We start from the raw sequence: 23,506 nt of genomic DNA, 5'->3' as shown, positions 1-23,506 counted from the left end.
AACCGCACGAATAAGAAAAACAACAATACACAAAAACAACTAAGGCGAGCACATTGCATTACCAAAGTGCCCGCCTTAGTTTATTTATGAGATTTATGTTCTGCGATTAACTTGCGATTAATCACAACAAACTTCTCAATCATTCTCTTTCAGCACAATCTTTCAGCACAATCTTTCAGCACAATCTTTCAGCACAATCTTTCAGCACAAGTTCTATAAGTTTATCCGTATAATCAGCCTTTGCTAGATTTTGTACTTTTATCTCCCCAAGCTATTGTTTCATCCATTTTGCCACCCAATACATTTTTTAATAGAATATCAATCATTGCAAGGCATATAACACAAGGCATATAAGAATAAAGAACTTATAAACTATTGCATAAATAAACGCTGAGATGATAGACTATTGGTTCGTATTGTAGTTGGGCACATCTATATGGAGAGAAGTCAATCAATGAAACACGGGCATACTATTTTCTTCTTGAAACGAAAATTTCTAACCTCTTTCCTAATTTTTGCCTTGGGGGGGGGGTTGTTCGCATCGTCATTAACTGCATTTTCCAAAGCATCGTTTGCAAACACCAATAGCAATATTCAAAATAATCAAGACACTCAAGACATTCCTGGGCCATTCTACGGTGGATTAAACGTTAATAGCCCATTGTTAGAAGTTGGAAAATATGCTTCGCTAAATATAACTGCAACAAATGCGTCAGGCACTGCCGTAGGTGTAAACAGCAATGATGCTACTAATTATTCAGGCACTCTTACGCTAGACATTCCATTCAATGAGGTTCTTAAAGCAACTAAGGATCAAATGAAATCTTGCGAAAATGAATTCACTGATAAGTTAAAAGAATCTTGTAAAAATGAAAAAGCTAAGCTTGATTTTAGCTACTCGCTATCTTTGCCTGAACCTATTGAATGGCAAGAAGACGCTAAAGCTGAGAATAGCTCTTCACTAGTTGCATCAGCGAGCGCAAAAATCTCTCCTAGTCATAAAAATAAAATCACGCTTATTGCTCATTTAAAAGAAAACACGTGGGAAAATTTATCTAGTTCTAGTGATTCCAATACTGTAAAGCTAACTGCTCATTTTTCGTTTAAAAAAAGCTCACTTGAACAAGTTCAAAATAAAAACATTACTGGTACAGGCATTTTGAATCTGTACAGAAAAGATAAAGATAGTGGAAAGTGGGTGCCTGGATTCGGGTTTACCTATATTACTCACGAGCTGAACATTCCACTTTTGGGCGGTAAGCCTACAATAAGTGATCCACTTGATACAACAAAACAAGACTATAATCAGCCTATTTACAGCAATGATTTAACAGACGGAAACAAAGACATTACATCAATTGGAAAATTCGGTTTTTCGGGAACTGCTCAAAAAGTTACGTACGAAGATTACAGCTCTCCTCTTATAACTAGAGATGGTCTTGAAATAAACGCTAAAATTAGCAGCCAACCATTCAAATCCTCTTTAGAAAACGTTGAAAAATGGCTAAAAACAAGGATTAACGACGTTTCAAGAGTGTACGTATCTGATTTAAACGTATCAATGAAACTCACGTTTAAGTTGCCTAAAGAAATATCGTTATCGCCTAGTAGAGAACTTCCTGACGACCCATTAAATCATTACCCAATTAAAATTGGTGGCGTGAGAAACGACCCAACATCGCTTTTAGGTGATTATGGTGATTTTGCACTCAAAGATGTACAAGAACATGGTAATACTATTACAGCAACTGCATACCTAAAAGACTGGTACAGAGGCGATCAGCTAATGAGGCCATACGCCTACTCGTACGATGAGATTAAGCGTAGGATTAACAATTTAGTTAATGAGATAAATATTAAGTTTATTCCTGTATGGTTTAACACCAATGCAGAAGCTGGAAAAACCTACAAAATCGAAGGCTCAGCACAAGGCGAACTATCTGGAAAAATCAATTACGTGTATAGACGTCTTGGAGGATGTGACTCGAACAATCTAGCATGCGACTCGAACAAGCTTATACCTTTTAACGTTAAATTTGGCGAAGAAGACGTAAAAATTCATGTAGAAGTTCCATATAAAGTTGATTTCAAGTTTGAAAGTGGAACTCCTGGCCAAACGCTGCCTGATTACATTAATAAGCAGTATGAATTAAAGCCAATTAACGTTTATAAAGGAAAGTCAATTACTATCGATAACTCTACTTTGTATACAACAGACAATTCAACATTTGAACCTTATCCAGAAGTAGTTGGCGATGGAACTAATATGACTGGTACGTGGACTTTTGACAAAAACGCTGGATGGAAGATTGACGGAAAGGGCAAGCCTGTTACAACTATTGAAAATGTAGATAAAAACATTACTTTAGTTGGAATGTGGAAGTTTATTCCTGTACTTAGAAAAGTAACATTCAAAGATGGAGAAAACACTATTGCAACTGTTAAAGTAGAAGCTGGAAATAACATTGAAGGCGACTCTTTGAAGGATCAGTCTATGCCAGCAAATCCTACTAAAGCGGGCTATACGTTTAAAGAGTGGAATACAAAAGTAGACGGAACAGGCGCTAAATTCTTAGGTACAACAGCTGTAACATCCGATATTACTGTATACGCAATTTACACTAAGGATTCCAATCCACAGAATCCAGATAATCCAGATAACAACTCTGGAAACGGCTCAATTCTCGACTTAGATAATGGCTCAGAAGATGGAAGCAATAGTCACGAATACGCTAGCGATAAGCCGAATGTTAATAATCAAAATATGCGTAACAATAAATTAAAATCGCTAGAATCATCGAATTCAAATAAAAGAGGCGTTGTAGATAAACTTGGCACTGCCAAACAAAATACACTGCCAAGAACGGGCGTAGACAATTCTCTCGCAGTTGCAATAACGTCTATAATTACAACAATTGCGCTAACAACGCTATTAACATCGCTTATTGCAAAAAGCAAAAATAATCTACAAGCATAGTGCGCAAAATACAATACATATAAATTAAGGCGAGCACGTTGCGTTACCAAAGTGCCCGCCTCGTTTTATAGGATTTATGCGCTGCGATTAGCACAAATGCTTAGCCAAACAACTAGCGAAAAATACACATAAAAACAGAAACTTGCTTAAGTTGCGCAGGTTTCTTTTAATTAAGACGTATAAAAGTTTTTGACGTGTGATTCAAAAACTTGCCAAAATATGAAAGTTTTTGACGTAGAATTCAAAAACTTTGAGTTTTAAGCAAGTTTTTGCTAGTATGGTTAAAAAGTTGGAAAAGTAGAGGAATGTTCAAAGGGAGTTTACGGTGATATACAATTCAGCAACACATGCGCTCATAAATCGCCCAGAATACCTAAACCAGCTTATAGAACATAAAGACGTAGACTTAGTGAAAATCGTAACTGGCATACGAAGGTGCGGAAAATCTTCCCTACTCGATCTTTTCCACAAGCATCTACTTAATTCCGGAGTAAGCGAAGACCACATAATTCACATAAATCTTGAGTCTCTTAAATATCGAAATATCACCAATTACACGGAATTGTACGATTATATAAGCAAACGCATACCATCAGACTGCATGGAAGATGGCAAATTATGCGTAACATCACAAAATGCTACCGAATCACGCAATGCCAGCAAATCCACAAAAACTTATCTTATTTTTGACGAGCTTCAAGCCGTAGAAGATTGGCAAAAAGCAGTGGAGTCTTTCCGCATTGATTTTAATGTTGACATTTACATTACAGGATCCAACGCATACTTACTTTCTAGCGAATTTTCAACACTTCTTGCAGGTCGCTATGTTGAAATCCGCATGCTGCCATTATCATTCAAAGAATTCCTAGACTTTTACAACTTCCCAACAAGCGCATCCACAGATGAAAAGTTCCAAAAATACTTGCAATTTGGCGGAATGCCCGTGCTAAGCGAGTATAAATTCAACGAGGCGCGTAGCATGCAAGCTTTGGAAGGAATATATTCAACCGTTATTTTACGAGACGTTTTACAAAGAAACGAAAAAGCAGACCAAATCGTTCTACAAAAACTTATGACTTTCTTATGCTCCACCATTGGCAGCACAACTTCACCCAACAGCATAAGCAAATCGCTTCGAGCTGAAGGAGATATTGAAAAAACTACAGTATCCGTTGCTAGCAAAACCGTTAGTGATTACATACGCATGTTAAACAACGCTTTTATTGTTTATCCAGTGCAACGCTACGATGTTCAAGGCAAAGAACTTCTAAAAACACTCGGGAAAAACTACGTTATTGACTTAGGCTTCCGTAACATGCTTTTAGGATATAGAGGAACAGATCGCGGTCACATTATAGAAAACGTTGTATTTCTTGAGCTTCTTAGACGCGACTATCGCGTTTATATTGGGAAAGTTGGCAACGCGGAAGTGGATTTTGTTGCAGAAAAACCTAACGAAAAAATATACGTTCAGGTAACCGAAAGCATGCAATCTCCAGAAACGCGCGAGCGAGAGCTAAAGCCTCTACGTGCAATCAAAGATAATTACGAAAAAATTGTGATTTCGATGGATCACGATTACATAAACTATTACGACGGCATTAAGGCGATTAACCTTACGGACTGGCTGCTTAAATAACGCGTAAGTAAGACTAAGTAAAGCAAAGCACTATAAACATAAAATCAAGGAGCATATTATGACAATCAGCGCAACCGCAACAAAAACCGCAAGCACACCAGCAAAGGCCGCAGCAAAAACCGCAAGCATAAACGTACGCGTAACCAAAGATGTTAAAGCACAAGCAGAAGAACTATTTGCCAGCTTCGGCATAACTCTAAGCGATGCAATCAACATGTTCTTGCACAAATCGCTTATGATAGAAGGGCTCCCGTTCGACTTAAAGCAGCCAAAATACAATAAAGAAACAATCGCCGCGTTTAAGGAAGCCGACTACATGAAAGCGCATCCAGAAGAATACAAGCGCTACGACGATGTTACCGAAGCATTGGAGGACGCGCTAAAATGAGCTTAAAAGTCGTATTATTAAACTCATTCAAAAGAGATCTTAAACGTATGAAAAAGCGTGGCTACGACATAAAACTCTTAGATAGCGTCGTGCGAATGATTGCACAACAAGAAAAGCTTGCTGAAAGATACTGCGACCACGCACTCACAGGCAACTATTTAGGATTCCGAGAGAGTCACATAAGCGTGGATTGGTTTCTTGAGTATTGCATAGATAACGACAATATGACGCTTATACTTTCGCGCACAGGCACCCACTCCGACGTATTCAACGAGTAAATTTTAAGAAGCAACAAAGCGGAATGCAAAATAACAAGGCACAGAAAACAACAAGACACAGAAAACAACTAAGGCGAGCACATTGCGTTACCAAAGTGCCCGCCTCAATTTATTTTTAGGATTTATGCTCTGCGATTAGCCGCGGCTGATTCCGACTTAGTTTTCGCCTTCGTTTTCGTCTTCGCCTTTGTTCTTCTTCTTTTTCTTACCAAACAGAATAAAGAACAAGAGTCCACCAACAATCGCAACAAAAGCCGCAAGAGCGCCAACAATAGACGCAATCAAACCAATGTTTGAAGAGTTTGATGCACTCTTTGCAGAATCACTAGCAGAATCTTTAGTGGAGTCTTTTGCAGAATCATCGGAATCAGAGTGATCCTTAGAAGAATCCTTAGCAGAATCAGAGTCATTCGACTTAGCGGAATTGCTTGAATTAGATCCACTTCCACCCAAGTTTAAGCCACTGCCACCAGTGAAACCACCATTGCGATTGCGATTCGTGTTCGAACCATTGGTGTTATTACCAGTGTTCCCAGCACCACCGTTCCCAGTGCCATTGTTCTTAGTGTTATCGTTACCAGTGCCATTACCCGAACCATTGGTATTGTTTCCATTATTCGAGCCATTACCTGGATTATTGTTTGTATTATTATCTGGGTTATTTCCAGAACCGTTGTCCGGATTATTGTTTGGATTATTATCCGGATTGTTTCCAGGATTATCGCCCGAACCATTGTCTGGGTTATCGTCGCCAGGATTCAATCCAACGCCTGGAGTATCTCCGCCAGGCGTTGGTGTTGGTTCTGGAGTTGGTTCAGGCTCTGGATTCTTAATTTTCGATTTATCTACTTCAAGATTATAAGTTTGAAAAACATCATTTGCATTCGATATTTTCCTCGAAGCAGAATAATTTCCAGTAAGCTCTGGATAAGTTTTCTGCAACTCTTCTATCTTACTTTTAATAGTTTTATTAACAACAGAGCTCACAGCTTCGATATCATTCTTATTTTGTTCTTCATCATTATCATTACCATAAACTTCGGAACTAATATAAACTGCGGGAAGATCATCAATATCAATACTGTGACTAGTAAAACCAGTAAAAGTCAAAGTTACCTTCTTCTTGGTTTTCAACTTAAAAATAGCAGGACTAGTATCTATATTTACACCAGGCATTTTATGAATAATAATTATTGAATCATACGGATTTCCAAATATTTCTTTAATTTGATCTTCGTTTAATTTATCTAATCCAAAACCGTCTAATTCAAGCCTCCCCTGAAAATCTTTTAAGTTTTGTATAAGACTTTTTAAAAAGTCTACGTAACTATTTTCACTAATAAGATCGCCTGTAACTAAATACCCTAAATCAATATAAGGTAAATCTTTATTAAATTTCCAATTATTAAGCGCGCTAATGTCGGTTAATGTGTTGCTTCCTGCAAACATTCCGCCCATTTTCGAGACCTTGCTAACATCCCACTTTTGAACAGCATTAAGGTTTGATACACTGCTTACACCGCGGCCACAAAGTAAAGCGCTAATATTATCGAAGACATTTACACTTTGCAAACAGTTAGCAAACATTCTTTGCATATTAGTAACGCTACCTGTGTTCCAGTTTGCTACACCATTAATATTTAGTAACGATGTGCAATCCTCAAACATGTAAGACATGTCAGTTACATTACTAGTTTTCCAGTTTTGCAATCCATCCAAATTTTTGAGTTTTTTGCAATTAGAAAACATACCCTTCATATTTTTTACATTTGACGTATCCCAGCTTTTCAAAGCATCAATATTTACTAAATTCTTTCCAAAATAAAACATTCCTCCCATATCAGTAACGTTACTTACATCCCAATTACTAATAGGGTTTAAAAAAGTTGAACTTTGCTGATAACTATCAAAATCATCAAAAAAACAACTACTAAACATTGAATTCATATTAATGACATTGCTTGTGTTCCATTTATCTAAGCTATTTAAACTATCAATGTTCTTGCACCCACTAAACATATGCGACATATCAGTAACATTGCCCGTATTCCACTTATCCAAGCCGTTCAAACTCTCAAGACTTTTGCACCAGCTAAACATGTACGACATATCAGTAACGTTGCTTACATCAAATTTATCAATATTCCCAAGAGATGCAATGTAAGTCTCACTAAACAAACCAGAAATACTGCCATAGCCATATACATTGCCTTCAAATTCTAAAGTGGCACCATAAGTATTATCGCTTGTAAGTATATTGCGAATAGCCTCAAAATCACTTTTTTTATTTTCAAGCGAATAAGAAATAACACCTTTTTTGGCACCGTTCTTAGGCCGAATAATGAATTTATTCTCGTCTTTATTAAATACAGCCTCGCAGCCAGCCATGTTAATGGCTTCTTCTCTAGTGAGACTAGTGGCTTTAGCAGTGGGAACAGCAGAATGCTCAGAAGCCTGACCCCCCCCCCGTAACAGATTTAGCCTTCTTAGCGACTCCATCAGCAGACGATTTAACAACACTAGAAGAAGCAGCAACACTAGAAGAAGCAGCAGAAGCGTTGGCCACGACTCCCCCAGTTATAGCCAACGCGGTTGCGCAAAAACCAGCACTAAGCGGCACAAAAACACTACGATTACGAGCACTATGATTACTAACGCTACGGATATGCTTACTACTCTTCTTCATAATAATCCTTCTCCACAGTACAAAATGCTCACAAATTACACGCAAAAAATGCGTACAAATAAATGCGAGCACAAAACTCTATGCATAAAACACTAATATTTTACACCCAAACGCATAAACACAACATACTATTCGCGCAAAAAGCAACGAAATACAACAAAAACCGCACGAATAAGAAAAACAACAATACACAAAAACAACTAAGGCGAGCACATTGCATTACCAAAGTACTCGCCTTAATTTATGGGATTTATGCGCTGCGATTAGCGCAAACGCTTAACCAAACAACTAGCGCAAATGCTTAGCACGCTTGCGATTTACCGCAGCTCCTGCAGAAAACATGCCAAACACTAGAGCGCTAAAGGATGCAAAAGTCACACCAGAAATACTAAATCCTGTACTTGGCAGAGCGGCAGTAGAGCGCGTACCAGCAGTTCGCGACTTAAAAGAACCGCTTCTGTTTGCAACACCGCTTGCTGAGACGTTTGCGTTAACAGACATACCATTAGAGATTCCGTTAGCAGACCCATTAGCAGATCCATTGGTGGCTCCATTGGTGGCGTTTCCTCCCACACCACTACCATTGGTGTTATTAGTGTTATTGGTGTTATTGGCGTCGCCTCCGTTTCCGTCGTTACCGCCGCCAATATTCAATTCAGGATTATCAGTCGAATCTGGCGCAACACTTCCGCCACCATTGTTGTGGTCATCATTGCCACCATTATTATCGCTGCCACTATTATTGTCGTCACCATTCCCGTCGCTCGTGTTACCAGAACCACCAGTACCATGGTCATCTGGATTTGGGTTTGGAGCTGGTGGCGTTGGTGGAGTTGGCGGTTGCGGCTGCGGCTGCGGCTCAGGCGCTGGTGGATTAGGAGTTGGCACTGGCGGCTGCGGCTGCGGCGGAGTCACAGGATTCTTCGTATAAACCGCATACACAGTCAAATCACTATTGACAGGCGTTGTACCAGTAAACGTTGTACCTTGACCATCCTGCTGCGTATTCCAACCTTTAAACGTGTAGCCAGACTTTGTCGGATTTTCTGGCATAGATTGGCTGGTCAAACCATCAGTTGAAATAGCCTTACCCCTTTCAACCTTAACACTTGCAACCTGCTTATCACCATCTTTGAAAGTTACCGTCTTTTGTAACTGATCAGGCGGCGTCAAAGTACCCGCTGGCATAGATGTATGCTTTTTTGGATTGGTTAATTTTCCTGTATTCGGATCAACATCGTACGTAGTAGTAATGGTCTTATCGCCCTCATGCGTAACCTGCTTATTACCAACGCGCACCACATGGTCTGTCGGATCAACCTTTTTTTCTTGAGTGCTTTCAACGTCTGCGGAAAGACCAGTAGTTTTATCCACTTTATAAGTGGTTGTAACTGTCTTGGAACCGTCTTTACCAGCAGTTTTGTCTTCTTTTGCTTCATAAGCAAGCGTATCATCCGCAATATAGGTAGTCTTAAATTTAATAACTTCAGTTTCGGTTTTAACGTTACCGACTTTGATGACTTTATCTTTAGCAGCTGTTGTTGTTTTGCTTTCGCTTGACTGAACAGTATTCGTCAGGCCCGTATTCTCATCAACTTTATAAATCGTAGTTGTGGTCTTAGTACCCTTGGCGCCTTCTGTCGTCTGCTCTTTCTTGTAATCAAGCGAGCTATCTGCCTCATACTTGGTACCAGGCTGAATCTCCTCAGTCTTAACTTCCTTATTGCCGACTTTAGTTACACCGTTTACAGCTGCCTTAATTTCGACTTTCGGTTCACCTTCAACCCATTTGCCGTTTTCCACTTTACCTGTTGAAGTTGTAATCTTCTCCCCATCTTTAGGGTCACTTACTTTCTGAGTTTGGCCATAAGGCAGTGATTCATCGGCCACATAAGTCATTTTACCCTTTAGAACTTCAGAGACTGCTGCCCCGCTTGCAATATCGGTCCACGGGCGTGACGTTACTACTGTAGGATCACTTAAAGTGCCGTCATTCGGGTTGACTTTGTAAGTCTTAGTGGTAGTTGAGCCGTCATTGTTTTGAATAACTTCTTTGTTGCCGACTTGTATAACTTCGTTAACAGGCTGCGTGCACAAGCCTTTTTTCGCCTCAACTTCAGTCGTTAGGCCAGTCTTAGCGTCTACCTTGTAAGTCAAAGTAACTTCTTCTTTACCGTTTTGACCAGCAGTTTTAGTTTCCTGTTTTTGGTAGGTAAGAGCCTCATTCCCCTCATAAGTTTTCTTGAAAGGAATGTCGCTGGTCTTTTTCTCTACGTTACCGACTTTGATGACTTTATCTTTAGCAGCTGTTGTTGTTTTGCTTTCGCTTGACTGAACAGTATTCGTCAGGCCCGTATTCTCATCAACTTTATAAATCGTAGTTGTGGTCTTAGTACCCTTGGCGCCTTCTGTCGTCTGCTCTTTCTTGTAATCAAGCGAGCTATCTGCCTCATACTTGGTACCAGGCTGAATCTCCTCAGTTTTAACTTCCTTGTTGCCTACACGAGCCTTACCATCCACAGCTTTTGTTATTTCTTTTTCTGATGTAGCATCAGGATCCCAAACGCCGTTCTTCATTGCACCAGTGATGGTTTGCTTTTTACCATCTTGAGGTTGAGTATCGTATTCAACTTTCTTGTATTCCAATTTTGGATCTGCGGTGTACGTCGTCTTAGCTTTTGTCGTTTCCTCTTTTACAAGACCAAGGTAGTAATCCTGGAAGAGTTCAATCGGCGATTTAGCATCTTTAAGATCGTGCACAGGCACAGGAATAACGTTCTCGGGCAAGTTAAGGGTAGGATTTTTCGTACGCATATCCTTAACAGCGTTTTTAATTGCTTCGTCAATCTGCGGCTTAACAACCTTCATAGGATCATTAGAAGCAGCTTTGCTTGCATCAGGGTTACCCTTTGCGTCGATGCGGGAATCGTAAACAGCAGGAAGTTCAAGCTCTACCGACTTTTCGGTACCGTTCACTTTGTAAATGACTTTGACTTTTTTGTAGAACTTGTATTTTGCAGTCTTATTCTTATCAAGAATTGTCGGGTTGTCGGTGATCAAAAGGTGTAGGCTTGGACCAGTGTATTTCTTCAATTTAGCATCATAGTGCGTGAGCATCCAACTTGAATTATCCAACAGCTTTTGAATTGGATTGCCCGTACCACTCGGATCCGCAAGTGTCCAATTATTGGCTACAAGCACGCCGCGGAAAGAATTGAACATGTTGGTAACATCTGCAGAATTCTTAAACTTTTTATTGCTAAAGTCGAGTACAAAGCTGTCGTTTTCATTACCAACGCCAGAGAACATCAAATTAAGCTTATCTACATTGGAAACGTTCCACTTGGAAAGATCCAGCTTGCCTTCAAGCTGACTTGCCAAGTTAAACATCTTTTCCATGCTCTCAACATGAGATGTATCCCAATTCTCTACGCCCTTAATATAGTGCAAGTGATCAGCAGCTTTACTATAATTTTGCATAAAGAATGTTGCTAAATTCTTTGCAAATTTGATATTCAGATTATCCGTAATATTAATTGTTTTGACATATGCTTGATAGAACAATGTATCGTTTGCACTTGGATTCGTAGAATCGTAGATATATACACGCTTATCAAAGCGCACTGGCACGTAGTCATGGCCACTATCATCAAAGATAAGTACGCGCCTTATTGCTGTAAAATCGTCTTTTTTGTTAGCAATCGAATAGGAAATAACGCCCTCGCTCGCACCGTTCTTAGGGCGAATAACAAATTCCTGATTTGCGCTATCAAAATACGCTTCGCAGCCTGGAAGATTCTCAGCTTCCTCTTTTGTTAAAGTATCACGCACAGGCGGAAGATCTGAATTTGAATTGCTACTATTCGTTGCAGCAAAAGCTTGAGAAGATGAAAGTGCAACAACAGCAACGTTTGAAGCAACGCAACCAGATACAGCTAACACAGTTGCGCAAAAACTGGCACTTAGAGGCGCAAGAATACTACGTTTTTTAGCGTTTTCCATAACAATTCCTCTCAACAAAAAACAATAAAAGCGCTTATACAAAACCACCAATTCTCTCTGCATATGCACTCTAAACAGCTCCATAGCATACCCCCCCCCCAATACATTTATAGCTTTAAAACCACTTTGCGAATTAGGTGAATATGCTGAAAAGCAAGATACAAACAACAAGACACAGAAAAACAACAATACACACAAATAACTAAGGCGAGCACATTGTGTTACCAAAGTGCCCGCCTTAATTTATTTATTTATTAAAAACAGTTTTATCTATCTATAAACACACCTAAATCGACCTAAATACGCTTAAATCAACCTAAATACGCTTAAAGCGCTGTGCCGTGCTCGTCTAGGCGCGGATTTTGCTTAGAGTTGCTAAAGCTAAAGAACAGCCCAAATACGCCTAAAGCAAACAACACTGCAACAGTTATAACAAGCACCATTGGCTGGCTTGGCGGCCACATAATCACCAAGAACGCAAACGCAGAAAGCAAAAGAACAGCCCAAGAGCACACACCAATAACCTTGCGAACAGCATTCCACGTATCGTCTCCAGCCTGAGCACGCTTAATATTGCGCTCCATCTTGCTCTGGCTTTGCGTAACGCTAGAAGATGGCTTCCATCCATCAACGCCATTTTCTTGAAGTCTTCTTGAATGTTCTTGCAAATTGTACTCGTCAATCATTCCACCGCGACCGCGACCATTTGTTTGATCGTATTGAGACGGGATTCCCCTACGATTCTGCCTGGCTTTTGCTCTACGCTCCTTGCGGTTTGCCATGATTGATTCCTTTCTGCGTTGAATTTTCACACAATACGAATCATTTTAACGCATAACTAAGCCATTTTGGCACGCGTCAACAATTCTTTCTATTAATAAATCGTTGAGCAGCCTACCTTTACGCGTTGCAATAATACGATTCTCGTTCAATACTGCCAAATCTTCTTTACACACTTCGATTAACACTTTTTGCAAATACGAATCGTCAAATCCGCAATTGGCTTTACGCATCTTTGCGCACAATTCATCAACGCTAAGCCCTTCCCTAATGCGCAAACCAAGCATTACTTCTTCTATTAACGCGTCCTCACTGTTTATGCACTCGTAGTTTTGCCAAGGCACGTTTCCTGCATTAATCGCCTGCGCCCAGCGTTTTGGATGCAAAATATCCCAAGATCTAAGATTGTAAAACTTGCTTGAATCCGCCAGAACAGCACAATCATCCATGCTTTGCTTGCTAATGCCGCTCGCTGAATTGTAATGCGAATGAGCTCCAGGGCCAATCCCAGCCCAATCAATGTTCTTCCAATATCCAAGATTGTGACGAGACTCAAAACCAGTGCGCGCCCAGTTAGAAATCTCATACCACTCTAGGCCAGCAGAACTAAAAAGACTATCTGCCAACTCGTATTTTGCTGCTTCATCATCGTCATCTGGCGCTTGAATTATGCCAGCAGCAATTTGGCGACCCATTTTTGTGCGCGGCTCCACCGTTAGCGCATACGCGGAAACATGGTTAATGCCCAGGCTTAAAGCCATTTCTACTGACTTTCGCCAATCGTCTATGCTCTCCCCTGGAGCGCCATAAATCAAATCAACACTAGATCGCAAACCGCAAGAATTCGCCGCTCTAACTCCGCGCTCTACGTTTTCTGGAGTATGCGTGCGGTCAAGCGTTTTTAGCACATGCGGCACAGCAGATTGCATTCCAAAAGATATTCGTGTAAATCCGCCTTTTGCAAGCGTTTCAATATAAGACTCGTCTGCGGTATCTGGGTTTGCTTCCGTAGTGACTTCCGCGCCAGGCATAATGCCCCATAATTCGCTGATTTCGCGCAAAATTCGCACTAAATCTTGCGCTTTAAGAACAGTCGGAGTGCCGCCGCCAAAGAAAACAGATTGCGCTTTAGGCTCGAAAATCCCGTGGAATTCCTGCCACTTTTTTACAAGACGCATCTCGCGAATTGCAACATCCGCATACCCGCTTCGACTTGCGCCCTCCCCTAAATCGCGAGCTGTATACGTGTTAAAATCGCAGTAACCGCAGCGTCGCAAGCAAAATGGCACGTGCACATACACTTCAAAAGGCATGATTGAACGCGAATCTTCACTAGACTTATTCGATTCAAAATTCAATATAAGCCTCAGCCTTCAGACTTTTGCGCAGCACGAATCTTATCTTTAGTGTCTCTGTCGTTTGCGCTATCGTCTGTAGCTAAAGCTGCAACAAACGCTTCTTGAGGAACTTCAACGTGTCCAAGCATCTTCATGCGCTTCTTACCAGCCTTCTGCTTTTCTAGAAGCTTGCGCTTACGCGTAATATCGCCGCCGTAGCACTTAGCGAGCACGTCTTTTCTAAGCGCACTAATCGTTTCGCGCGCAATAATACGCGAGCCAATCGCAGCCTGAATTGGAATCTCAAACTGCTGGCGAGGAATAAGTCCGCGAAGCTTCTTAGTCATCATAACGCCGTAAGAATAAGCCTTATCTCGGTGAACAATCGCACTAAAAGCGTCAACCTTATCTCCCTGAATAAGAATATCTACCTTAACAAGATCTGCAGCTTGCTCGCCATCTTCGTGGTAATCTAGCGAAGCATAGCCTTTTGTGCGGCTTTTAAGCTGATCGAAGAAGTCAAAAACAATTTCCGCAAGAGGAATCCTGTAGTGCATTTCCACTCTGTCGGCACTAATGTATTCCATTGTGCCCATTTCTCCGCGATGATCCTGGCACAAATCCATAATTGCGCCAATAAAATCTTTAGGCGCAATAATATCGGCAGCAACCATTGGCTCAATAATGCGCTTGATTTTGCCTTCTGGGAACTCACTAGGATTAGTCACATGATGCTCGGTACCGTCTTCGCTTGTAACGTCGTAAGTTACGTTTGGAGCAGTTGAAATAAGATCCAAGCCAAACTCGCGGCTTAAACGCTCGGAAACAATCTCCATGTGCAAAAGGCCTAAGAATCCGCAACGGAAACCAAAGCCCAATGCAACAGACGTTTCTGGCTCGTAAATAAGAGCAGCATCGTTAAGTTTTAGCTTATCTAGCGCGTCTCTAAGCTCTGGGAATTGCGCGTTATCGATTGGGAAAAGACCTGCGTAAACCATAGGCTTAGGGTCTCTGTAGCCCTCCAACGGCTTAGCCGCAGGGTGCGCAGCACTAGTAATTGTGTCGCCAACTTTAGATTGGCTAACGTCTTTTGCGCCTGTAATTACGTAGCCGACTTCTCCCGCTCCAAGCGCCGTTGTTGGAGTCATATCTGGGCTAATAACGCCGATTTCAATAGGATCGTGCGTCATGCCAATGCCCATCATGTGAAGCTTTTCACGCGATTTAAGCTCGCCATCAACCATACGAATATATGTTACGATTCCGCGATACGAATCGTAGACGGAGTCAAAAATAAGCGCGCGAGCAGCTCCATTAGGATTTCCACTAGGAGATGGCACTTCCAGTACGATTTGGTCGAGAAGATCTTTTACACCTTCGCCAGTTTTGCCAGAAACGCGCAAAACATCGCTAGGCTTGCATCCAATTAAGCCAGCAATCTCTTCTGCATGCTTATCTGGCTCCGCACTAGGCAAATCGATTTTGTTTAATACAGGAATAATCGTTAAATCGTGTTCGATTGCCATATAAAGGTTAGAAAGCGTCTGCGCTTCAATACCTTGCGTTGCATCCACAAGCAAAACTGCACCTTCGCAAGCTGCAAGCGCACGCGAAACTTCGTAAGTAAAATCAACGTGACCTGGAGTATCAATCATTCCAAGCGAGTACTCTTTGCCGTCAAAAGTCCACGGAACTCGAACAGCTTGCGATTTAATAGTGATTCCGCGCTCTTGCTCAATATCCATGCGGTCCAAAAATCGGTCTCGCATCTCGCGCTCTGGCACAATTCCCGAAAGCTGCAAAATGCGATCTGCTACGGTAGACTTGCCGTGATCTATATGCGCAATAATGCAGAAGTTGCGTATCAGCGATTGATCCGTAAATCCTGGCTGGTTATGCGGTGTAATCAAAGCAAATATCTCCTTTTAAGACTATACGAGCAATCAAATATGCGAAAAGTATTGCAACAACTAATGTTAGCAACTTGACTACCCTAGAAACACTTGACTACTCTAGAAACACTTATCCATAAACCATGCTATGCTTGCACACTGTATGTCCTTAGTATAGTAAACGTCGTTTGGAGTAATAGTGGCAAACATTAAGTCGCAGAAAAAGCGCGTGCTCACCAATGAAAAGGCACACAAGCGTAACGTGGCAGTGAAGTCTGCTTTGAAGACTGCTATCCGCGCTACTCGCGAAGCCATTTCCGCTGGTGACAAGGCTGCCGCACAGGCCGCTTTTGCAGTAGCTTCTCAGAAGCTCGATAAGGCTGCAGGCCGTGGCGTGATTCACAAGAATCAGGCTGCAAACCGCAAGTCTGGTCTTGCTGTAGCAATCAACGCTCTTTAATAATCGCATATTGCGAATTGATTAGAGTTTGAAAAATCCCCGCTACCATTGATTTCATTTGGCAACGGGGATTTTTGTATTCTAAAGAAAGAAAATAGCACAAAAACTCACGAGCTAACGTGCATCTTAAACTGAATATCTCCATAATTAGGCGTATGTATACCAACGCCAAAGGCGATTATAGAGCCAAAAGAATCTTTAACAATCGACTCAACAGTAAGCGCTGGAGTTTTTGGCTCAACATGTAAGAATTCAGACATATCGTCGCATAACTGTTCAACGCGAATTAATAAATCATTTTCGTAAAGCTTTACAGCATAATCACTTTCCAAGAAATTCACTATTGATTGCTTAGAAAAATCGATATTCAAAACCTTAGGGAATCTAGATGCCGAAAGATAAACAACAATATAACTTGATAAAACGTTATCAACGTATTTTAGTCGTTTTATGCAAATCAAATCTTCTGATTCGTCTAAACCAAGCTTATGCGCAGCCGACTCGTCTTTAACAATGCTGTTTTGAATAACCTTAATTCGCACGTTTGTATTGTTTTCGGAATAATTTTGATAGAATCCTTGAATTTGATCTGATATAACTTCTCGATTAGAACTATGAACAATATTCTTTGCTCTAAAAGTTCCTTTTCCTTGGATTCTAACAAGCAAGCCTTCTAGTATCAAACTATCTACTGCATGCCTAAGTGTTATTCGACTAACGTTGTATTGTTTGCATAATTCTAATTCTGGAGGGAGCTGCTCCTGCGGCTTCATTAAATCAATGCGCTTTCTAAGATTATCGCGCACTGCTACATATTTAGGCACACCTTCAGTCACAATTCACTCTCCAAACAGAATGATTAGAAAAACAATTGTAAGAATTGCCTAAAATCCTACGATTCTTAAGCCTTATGATTCTACGACAATTCTTACAAAAATGCTTTTGAATACATATAGAACTAATAGTATCAGTTTATTAGTCCAATATGTAATCCGACGCGCTAGAAGCAGAATTGTTTGTTGCTAGCGATTTAACTTTTTTGTTTTCTAAACGAGTCAATATTATTGACGACGCATAGAAAAGAACGTATAGAATAGCGATTGCAACAATAAGCAGAATCCTTCCTCCAGCAACATTTGAGTAGCCAAATATTACTCCTGCTACACCATAGTCAGCGTCGGAATAGGTTGAGTTTGCAGAGCCAAGATTTCCCAAAACAGGCAAAAGAAGCAAAGGCAAGAATGTAATAACAAGGCCATTAACAAAACCGCCTATAACGCATCCTCTTCTACCCGCTTGACCATTGCTAAACACTCCCGTAACGCCACCTGCCATAAAGTGCGCAACAATTCCTGGAATAACAACCGTTGTGCCAGCCAAGGCCATAATGACCATTCCAACAATTCCACCTGCAAAGCTTGCAAGGAATCCAATAAGAACGGCGTTTGGAGCAAAACCGAATGTCATAGGAGCATCCAATGCTGGCTTAGCATTTTTAACCAATTTTTCGGATATTCCCTTAAATGCTGGAACAATTTCGTCTAAAACAACTTGAACGCCTGCAAGAATAACAAAAACGCCTGCAGAGAACATTGCTGCTTTAAGAATAACGAACACAATAAAGTTCTGGCCGCCAGAAAGCTTAGTCTCAATAAACTCAGGGCCTGCAAAAAGAGCAACCACAACGTAAATAACTGCCATTGAAAGCGCAATCAAAACAGTTGTATCTTTTAAGAATCCAAGAGCAGACGGGAACTTAATATCTTCGGTAGACTTAGACGGATGCTTTTTAGAGCGCGTAAGCTTTGCAACTAAAGTTCCAATAAGAACACCACTGCTAGCAGGGTGACCAAGAGCTACGTCATCTTTGGCGGAAGCTTTACGCATAAACGATTGCACCAACGCTGGAGAAATCGTAATCAATAAGCCTTGTGCAAGAGAACCAATAACAATAAGAGTTAAAGTATTAAAACCTGCAACATTGAAGATTACTGCAATCATACTAGCCATGTAGAAAGCAACGTGACCAGTTAGATAAATGAATTTGAAACGAGATGTTAGAGAAAGAATAATGTTTACAATCATTCCAAAGAAGAAGATGAGAGCAGATTCTGAGCCGTACTTTAAAAGAACGGTTCCAATAATTGCCTCATTGTTTGGAACTACACCTTGAACGTGGAAAGCATATTGGAACATGCTTCCAAATGGATCAAGCGCTTGAGTTACAACGCCAGAGCCTGCAGCCAAAACCAAAAACCCAACCATTGTACGAATTGAACCTTGTACAATGTTGGAAATACTTTTGCCTTGAACTGCAAGTCCAATCAAAGAAATCATCGCAACTATTACAGCTGGTTGACGGAAAACATCGAGCAGTATAGAAAGAATACCGTTCACAGTTCTCTCCTTATTTTGTATGTTAACATTTTTAGGCGCATTTTGGCATGAAACGAAAATTACAAGATAGTGTAATTAACTAAGCCAAACCAGAATGCCCGAATTTATTTAATTCAAAAGCCATAATAATGGATAAGCCAAGACATAAATTTGTTATAATGTTATATTCAATTTATGGTGACTTTTAGGCATATCTTGAATAAAATGAAAATTATTACGTATAATCACTATTTAACAGAAAATAATATAACAAAATCGTATATGATACGAAAATTAATAGTCTTTTATTAAGCAACAACCTAAAAATATGTGAAAATAATCACAATAATTCTGTCAGAAGACACGCCAAAAGACACGCCCACAATGCAAAAATCACGCAAAAAGCGCTACTCAATAATCCAGGCCAAACCAATCAAAACAGCTAAGAAAAGAAGATTCACAATTGTGTACATAAGCAAATAGCGACCCTTATTATGAGGATACTTATGCGTAATACTCTTGTACGAAATCAAAGATGCCATAGACGCAATAAGCGTTCCCATGCCGCCAAGATTAGTGCCAATAATAAGCATCTTCCATTGGTCGCAGAATCCAGAAAGCAAAATAGTTGTTGGAACGTTACTAATCATTTGACTAGAAACAACCGAAACTTCCATAGGGTGAGAGCCAACCCACATTTGTGCAATCTCGGTAAATCCAGGAACCCTGCGCATGTTTCCAATAAAAATGAAGAACATTATAAACGTAAGAGGCAAAGCCCAATCCAAAGCGCGGAACACATGCGAATCGCAAATAATAAAGGCAATAACAACTGCCAAAACCATAATCCAGTCTGGAATCCAGCCAGCTACTCCACACAAGCACAAAATAAACAAAAGGCTGTAAACAACAACTCGCCATTGAGTAAAGCCAACACCGTAGCCCATAACGCGAATCTCGTCTGGCTTAGGTGATTTAGAATGCGGAGCTAAAACACCTTGCTCAATGTCGTCTCCGTGCAATCCTTCAAACTGATCGACTTTTCTAGAACTAAAGAACACAAACGCAAACGCAATCATAAGAATCGCAGCAGTAAGCGTGTACGGAGCCATAATGGAAAGAAAGTCGCCAGTAGACATTCCAGTAAGCGCTTTAAGATACAAATTGTGCGCATTGCCAATAGGAGTTAGCATGCTTCCAACGTTTGCACCAATCGTCATTAAAGTAACAATAAGAATCGCGTGCTTTTCGGCATTCGCCATCATTAAAACAGAAATCGCAAAAGGAACAAAAGTCACAAGAGCAACATCGTTAGTAATAAGCATTGCCGAGAAAAACGTTAGAGACATAAGAACAAGAACTAATCCTCGCTCAGTCCTAACTCTTCTAAGAAGATTCGCGCCAATGCTTCTAAAAACGCCTATTCGTTGGAATCCGCAAACAACCATCATTAAGCAAACAAGTTGAGAAATAGTGTTTACGTGAATGTAACTAAAATATTGCGCATCAGGCGGAACGAAAAAACAAGAAATAACAGCTAAAACGGCGGCCACAATAAGGATGGTCTCACATTTGACCAAATTCAGAAGCCAACGCCTCATCATTCCTCCGCAACTAAAATAAACGACTCTTTCAATTGTATAAGAAACCCAATCCAAAGAGGCAAAAATTCCCGACAAAATCGTTGAAATAACAAGGCACAGGGTGCTAAAAGCGCTTTAGTTTTGCCACAAAGCGAATATGTAAAAATCCGCCCATTTTTGTGACACGCGCAAAATGCACATGTCTTAGAGTCTTATATTATAAATGGAAAAGAAGTCGTAAGGCTAACAAGCACATTAAGCACAAAGCGAGAAACGCAATTATGACAAATCAAGAATCGCAAGCTCAAAAAACAGCAAGCCATAAAAGAAACACAGCAGACTTAATCGTAGAATGCCTTGTAAACGAAGGCGTTGAGGTTGTTTTTGGAATCCCAGGAGAAGAAAATATTCCGCTTTTAGAGGCAATTGAGCGAAATGGAAACATACGCTTTGTGCTTACTCGCCACGAGCAAGGCGCAGGCTTTATGGCCGCAACTTATGCACATATTACTGGAAAGCCAGGCGTATGCTTGGCAACGCTGGGGCCTGGAGCACTAAATCTTACGCTTCCTGTAGCTCAAGCAAATGCAAGCACAACTCCGCTTGTTGCAATATGCGCTCAAGGAAACGTTTCTAGACTTTACAAGGAATCTCACCAAATCATTGATTTAGTAGCACTATTCCAACCAATCACTCAATGGTCTTCTATGATGCTTGCTCCAAGCACAGCTCCAGAAATGGTTCGCAAAGCTTTCTCAATCGCTCAAAGAAAGCGCCCAGGAGCAACATGCCTTGTTATTCCAGAAGATATTAGCGAAATGAGCGTGCCAGAAGATGCAAAGCCACTTCCGCTTCCAAAGCCGTTGCATATTCTTCCAGCTCCAGACACAATTTACGAAGCTGCTAAAATAATTAGCCAAGCAAAAAGGCCGATTATTCTTGCAGGAAACGGCGTTGCAAGAAGCCACGCTCAAGAACAGCTTCTAGATTTTGCAGAACAGCTTAATGTTCCAGTTGCAACAACGTTTGAAGGCAAAGGCGTGTTCCCAGATAATCATCCGAACGCTCTTGGCGTAGTTGGATTTATGCATAGAGATTATGAGAATTTTGCTTTCGACACAGCAGATTTGATTATTGCTGTAGGATTCTCAATTCAGCAATTTGACCCTAAGAAGATTAATCCAAATATTGACAAGACGATTATTCACATAAACACATTTGTTGAAGACACAGACGCTCACTACCCTACTGCACTAAACATTATGGCAGATATTGCTCAAACGCTTAAAGCGCTTACAAGTGTGCTTAAAGATAGAAACGTTACTTTTGACGTAACTCACCCAAAGATTCGTCAAATGATTACAGACGAGTTGCGTTCGTTTGAAAACGATAACAGCATTCCTATGAAGCCTCAGCGCGTTGTTTACGATACTCGTCGTGCTGTTGCAGAAGGAACTAAGGTTCTTGTAGATACGGGCGCACTAAAAATGTGGATGGCAAGGCTTTACCCAACAATGCATCCAAATACGTGCATTATAGACAACAGTCTTTCTACAATGGCTTGGACTTTGCCTGGAGCTGTTGGAGCATCGTTCATTAAAGATAATAGTGGAAAAATCAACACAAAGCCTGTTCTTGCTGTTATGGGCGACGGCAGCTTTATGATGAACGTTCAAGAGATTGAAACCGCTGTTCGCGTTGGTTCTAGAATGGTGGTTTTGGTTTGGGAAGATAACGCGTACGGTTTGATTAAGTGGAAGATGGACTTGCACGCTGGAGAACACGAATACGTTGATTTTACTAATCCAAATGTTCCAAAATTGGCGGAAAGCTTTGGCGCAAGAGGCCACGTTGTACAAAAGCCAGAAGACTTATACAACATGCTTAAAGAGGCTTTGGCTCAAGAAAGCGGTGTTGACGTTATAGCTTGCCCAGTGGATTATAGCGAAAACATGAAGCTTATTGAAAAGCTTGGAGACATTGACTTCGGCAACTAAAGTATATTTATACTGAAAATATATGCATTAATTTATACGCATTAAATATAAATACGACCGAGTTTGTGAATAGCCATAAACAAACTCGGTCGTATTTAAATATTATTTCAATATAGAAAGCATGTTGGTAAAAACAAATTTTGCTAATCTACAACATGCAAAGTACGATAAATGTAATTTTTATATTTTTCGGGATTAAGCCTACTACATATTTCAACATTCGGAGTTTTACCAGAGAAGAAATTAGCATCAACAAGAACTGAGCCATAACTTGGTCCAGGAGTTGCATCAACTTGGCAATAATATTTTGTGCACTCGCTTATACATTCGGGATATAACGCAGCGGCAACGGCAGATGGATCAGCCATATCTAGATAAGCATCTCCAAAACGGCTAATATTCATTTCCATTAATTCCCTATTACAATCAATTACAAACTTACCAAGTTCTCCACTTTTGCGAATATTAGCAATTTCTTGTGGATTCAGCATACATTCTCCCAAGCATGCGTCCCATCCAACAAACATAATATTTTTAAGACCAGAGTCAACTAATATCTTTGCGGCTTCTGCATCTTGCCAAATATTGAATTCTGCTACAGGAGAAACATTTCCACGTCCTAAACCAGCAGATCCCATAACAACTATGCGACCAACTTTTTTCATCGCTTCATAATCAACCTTAATAGCTAGAGCAATGTTAGTTAATGGCCCTAATGCAATAATGTCTATTTCACCATCTTCACTGTTTCTCAAAGTTTCAATCATTTTCAAAACAGCATTACCATTACTTTCTTTCAAACGATGAGGCACTAGACCAATATCACCCATTCCATCTCTACCATGAGTTTCATGAGCATAAGACAAATCGCGTAAGAGCATGCTTCTGCTTCCTTTATATACAGGTGGCTCATACGAACCAGCATGCTCGATAGTAGTAAGCGTATTAATAGTCGCTTGTTCCATGCACACGTTTCCTGATACAGTGCAAAACATTAATATCTCATATCTAGGATCATTTAAAGCCATGGCAATTGCCATAGCATCATCCGAACCACAATCTGTATCTATTATTATTTTCTTTTTAGAATAAATTCCTTTATTTTCCATAA

At 40.4% G+C, this 23,506-nt stretch carries 16 protein-coding genes; 6 read left to right on the top strand and 10 right to left on the bottom strand.

Features of this window, described 5'->3' with window-relative positions; genetic code table 11:
* Positions 1-532 precede the first annotated feature (532 nt).
* From HXT36_RS01490 to HXT36_RS01475, 4 genes are all read left to right on the top strand, one after another.
* Positions 533-2,977, top strand: coding sequence for an InlB B-repeat-containing protein (locus HXT36_RS01490; RefSeq protein WP_421779009.1), 2,445 nt, complete (start codon positions 533-535; stop codon positions 2,975-2,977).
* A gap of 325 nt (positions 2,978-3,302) precedes the next feature.
* Positions 3,303-4,616, top strand: coding sequence for an ATP-binding protein (locus tag HXT36_RS01485; RefSeq protein WP_421779007.1), 1,314 nt, complete (start codon positions 3,303-3,305; stop codon positions 4,614-4,616).
* Positions 4,617-4,674: 58 nt separating this feature from the next.
* Positions 4,675-5,004: a type II toxin-antitoxin system RelB/DinJ family antitoxin gene (locus HXT36_RS01480; RefSeq protein WP_421779005.1), complete on the top strand. Its 330-nt coding sequence runs from the start codon at positions 4,675-4,677 to the stop codon at positions 5,002-5,004.
* Positions 5,001-5,282: a type II toxin-antitoxin system YafQ family toxin gene (locus tag HXT36_RS01475; RefSeq protein ID WP_421779003.1), complete on the top strand. Its 282-nt coding sequence runs from the start codon at positions 5,001-5,003 to the stop codon at positions 5,280-5,282. Before HXT36_RS01480 ends, HXT36_RS01475 begins: the two co-directional genes overlap by 4 nt.
* 156 nt (positions 5,283-5,438) lie before the next feature.
* Here HXT36_RS01475 and HXT36_RS01470 read toward each other — a convergent pair whose 3' ends face one another.
* The 6 genes from HXT36_RS01470 to lepA all read right to left on the bottom strand — a co-directional run bounded on the left by HXT36_RS01470 (position 5,439) and on the right by lepA (position 15,997).
* Positions 5,439-7,670, bottom strand: coding sequence for a BspA family leucine-rich repeat surface protein (locus HXT36_RS01470; protein ID WP_421779002.1), 2,232 nt, complete (start codon positions 7,668-7,670; stop codon positions 5,439-5,441).
* Between the two features lie 58 nt (positions 7,671-7,728).
* The gene (locus HXT36_RS01465) at positions 7,729-7,968 is read right to left on the bottom strand and encodes a hypothetical protein (protein ID WP_421779000.1); all 240 of its coding nucleotides are present in this window, start codon (positions 7,966-7,968) and stop codon (positions 7,729-7,731) included.
* Between the two features lie 288 nt (positions 7,969-8,256).
* Positions 8,257-11,970: a G5 domain-containing protein gene (locus tag HXT36_RS01460; RefSeq protein WP_421778998.1), complete on the bottom strand. Its 3,714-nt coding sequence runs from the start codon at positions 11,968-11,970 to the stop codon at positions 8,257-8,259.
* 326 nt (positions 11,971-12,296) lie between these two features.
* Positions 12,297-12,752: a tripartite tricarboxylate transporter TctB family protein gene (locus HXT36_RS01455; RefSeq protein ID WP_421778996.1), complete on the bottom strand. Its 456-nt coding sequence runs from the start codon at positions 12,750-12,752 to the stop codon at positions 12,297-12,299.
* 45 nt (positions 12,753-12,797) lie between these two features.
* Positions 12,798-14,063 (bottom strand): radical SAM family heme chaperone HemW, encoded by a 1,266-nt coding sequence (gene hemW / locus HXT36_RS01450; protein WP_421779223.1) that lies wholly within the window; start codon positions 14,061-14,063, stop codon positions 12,798-12,800.
* A 53-nt stretch (positions 14,064-14,116) separates the two neighbouring features.
* Positions 14,117-15,997: a translation elongation factor 4 gene (gene lepA, locus HXT36_RS01445; RefSeq protein ID WP_421778994.1), complete on the bottom strand. Its 1,881-nt coding sequence runs from the start codon at positions 15,995-15,997 to the stop codon at positions 14,117-14,119.
* A 181-nt stretch (positions 15,998-16,178) separates the two neighbouring features.
* Here lepA and rpsT point away from each other — a divergent pair, with 181 nt between their 5' ends.
* Positions 16,179-16,439 carry a 30S ribosomal protein S20 gene (gene rpsT, locus HXT36_RS01440; protein WP_004130697.1) on the top strand — a complete coding sequence of 87 codons (261 nt, stop codon included), beginning with the start codon at positions 16,179-16,181 and terminating at the stop codon, positions 16,437-16,439.
* 107 nt (positions 16,440-16,546) lie between these two features.
* Here the strand turns inward: rpsT and HXT36_RS01435 are convergent, their stop codons facing one another.
* From HXT36_RS01435 to HXT36_RS01425, 3 genes are all read right to left on the bottom strand, one after another.
* On the bottom strand, positions 16,547-17,275 hold the full coding sequence (locus HXT36_RS01435) for a GntR family transcriptional regulator (RefSeq protein WP_020757372.1): 729 nt from the start codon (positions 17,273-17,275) through the stop codon (positions 16,547-16,549).
* Between the two features lie 139 nt (positions 17,276-17,414).
* On the bottom strand, positions 17,415-18,836 hold the full coding sequence (locus HXT36_RS01430) for a PTS ascorbate transporter subunit IIC (RefSeq protein ID WP_020757373.1): 1,422 nt from the start codon (positions 18,834-18,836) through the stop codon (positions 17,415-17,417).
* A 386-nt stretch (positions 18,837-19,222) separates the two neighbouring features.
* Positions 19,223-20,416: an SLC13 family permease gene (locus tag HXT36_RS01425; RefSeq protein ID WP_032817949.1), complete on the bottom strand. Its 1,194-nt coding sequence runs from the start codon at positions 20,414-20,416 to the stop codon at positions 19,223-19,225.
* A 263-nt stretch (positions 20,417-20,679) separates the two neighbouring features.
* Here HXT36_RS01425 and HXT36_RS01420 point away from each other — a divergent pair, with 263 nt between their 5' ends.
* Positions 20,680-22,395, top strand: a complete 1,716-nt coding sequence (locus HXT36_RS01420) for an acetolactate synthase large subunit (RefSeq protein ID WP_016635564.1) — start codon at positions 20,680-20,682, stop codon at positions 22,393-22,395.
* Between the two features lie 143 nt (positions 22,396-22,538).
* Here HXT36_RS01420 and HXT36_RS01415 read toward each other — a convergent pair whose 3' ends face one another.
* A complete protein-coding gene (locus HXT36_RS01415; RefSeq protein WP_421778990.1) occupies positions 22,539-23,504 on the bottom strand; it encodes a nucleoside hydrolase in 966 nt (321 codons plus the stop codon).
* Positions 23,505-23,506: the final 2 nt, after the last annotated feature.

This window comes from Gardnerella sp. DNF01144 (assembly GCF_049244245.1).
Taxonomy (GTDB): Bacteria; Actinomycetota; Actinomycetes; order Actinomycetales; family Bifidobacteriaceae; genus Bifidobacterium; species Bifidobacterium piotii.
Note: the sequence above shows the minus strand (reverse complement) of the source record. Positions and strands in the feature narration are given on the sequence as shown.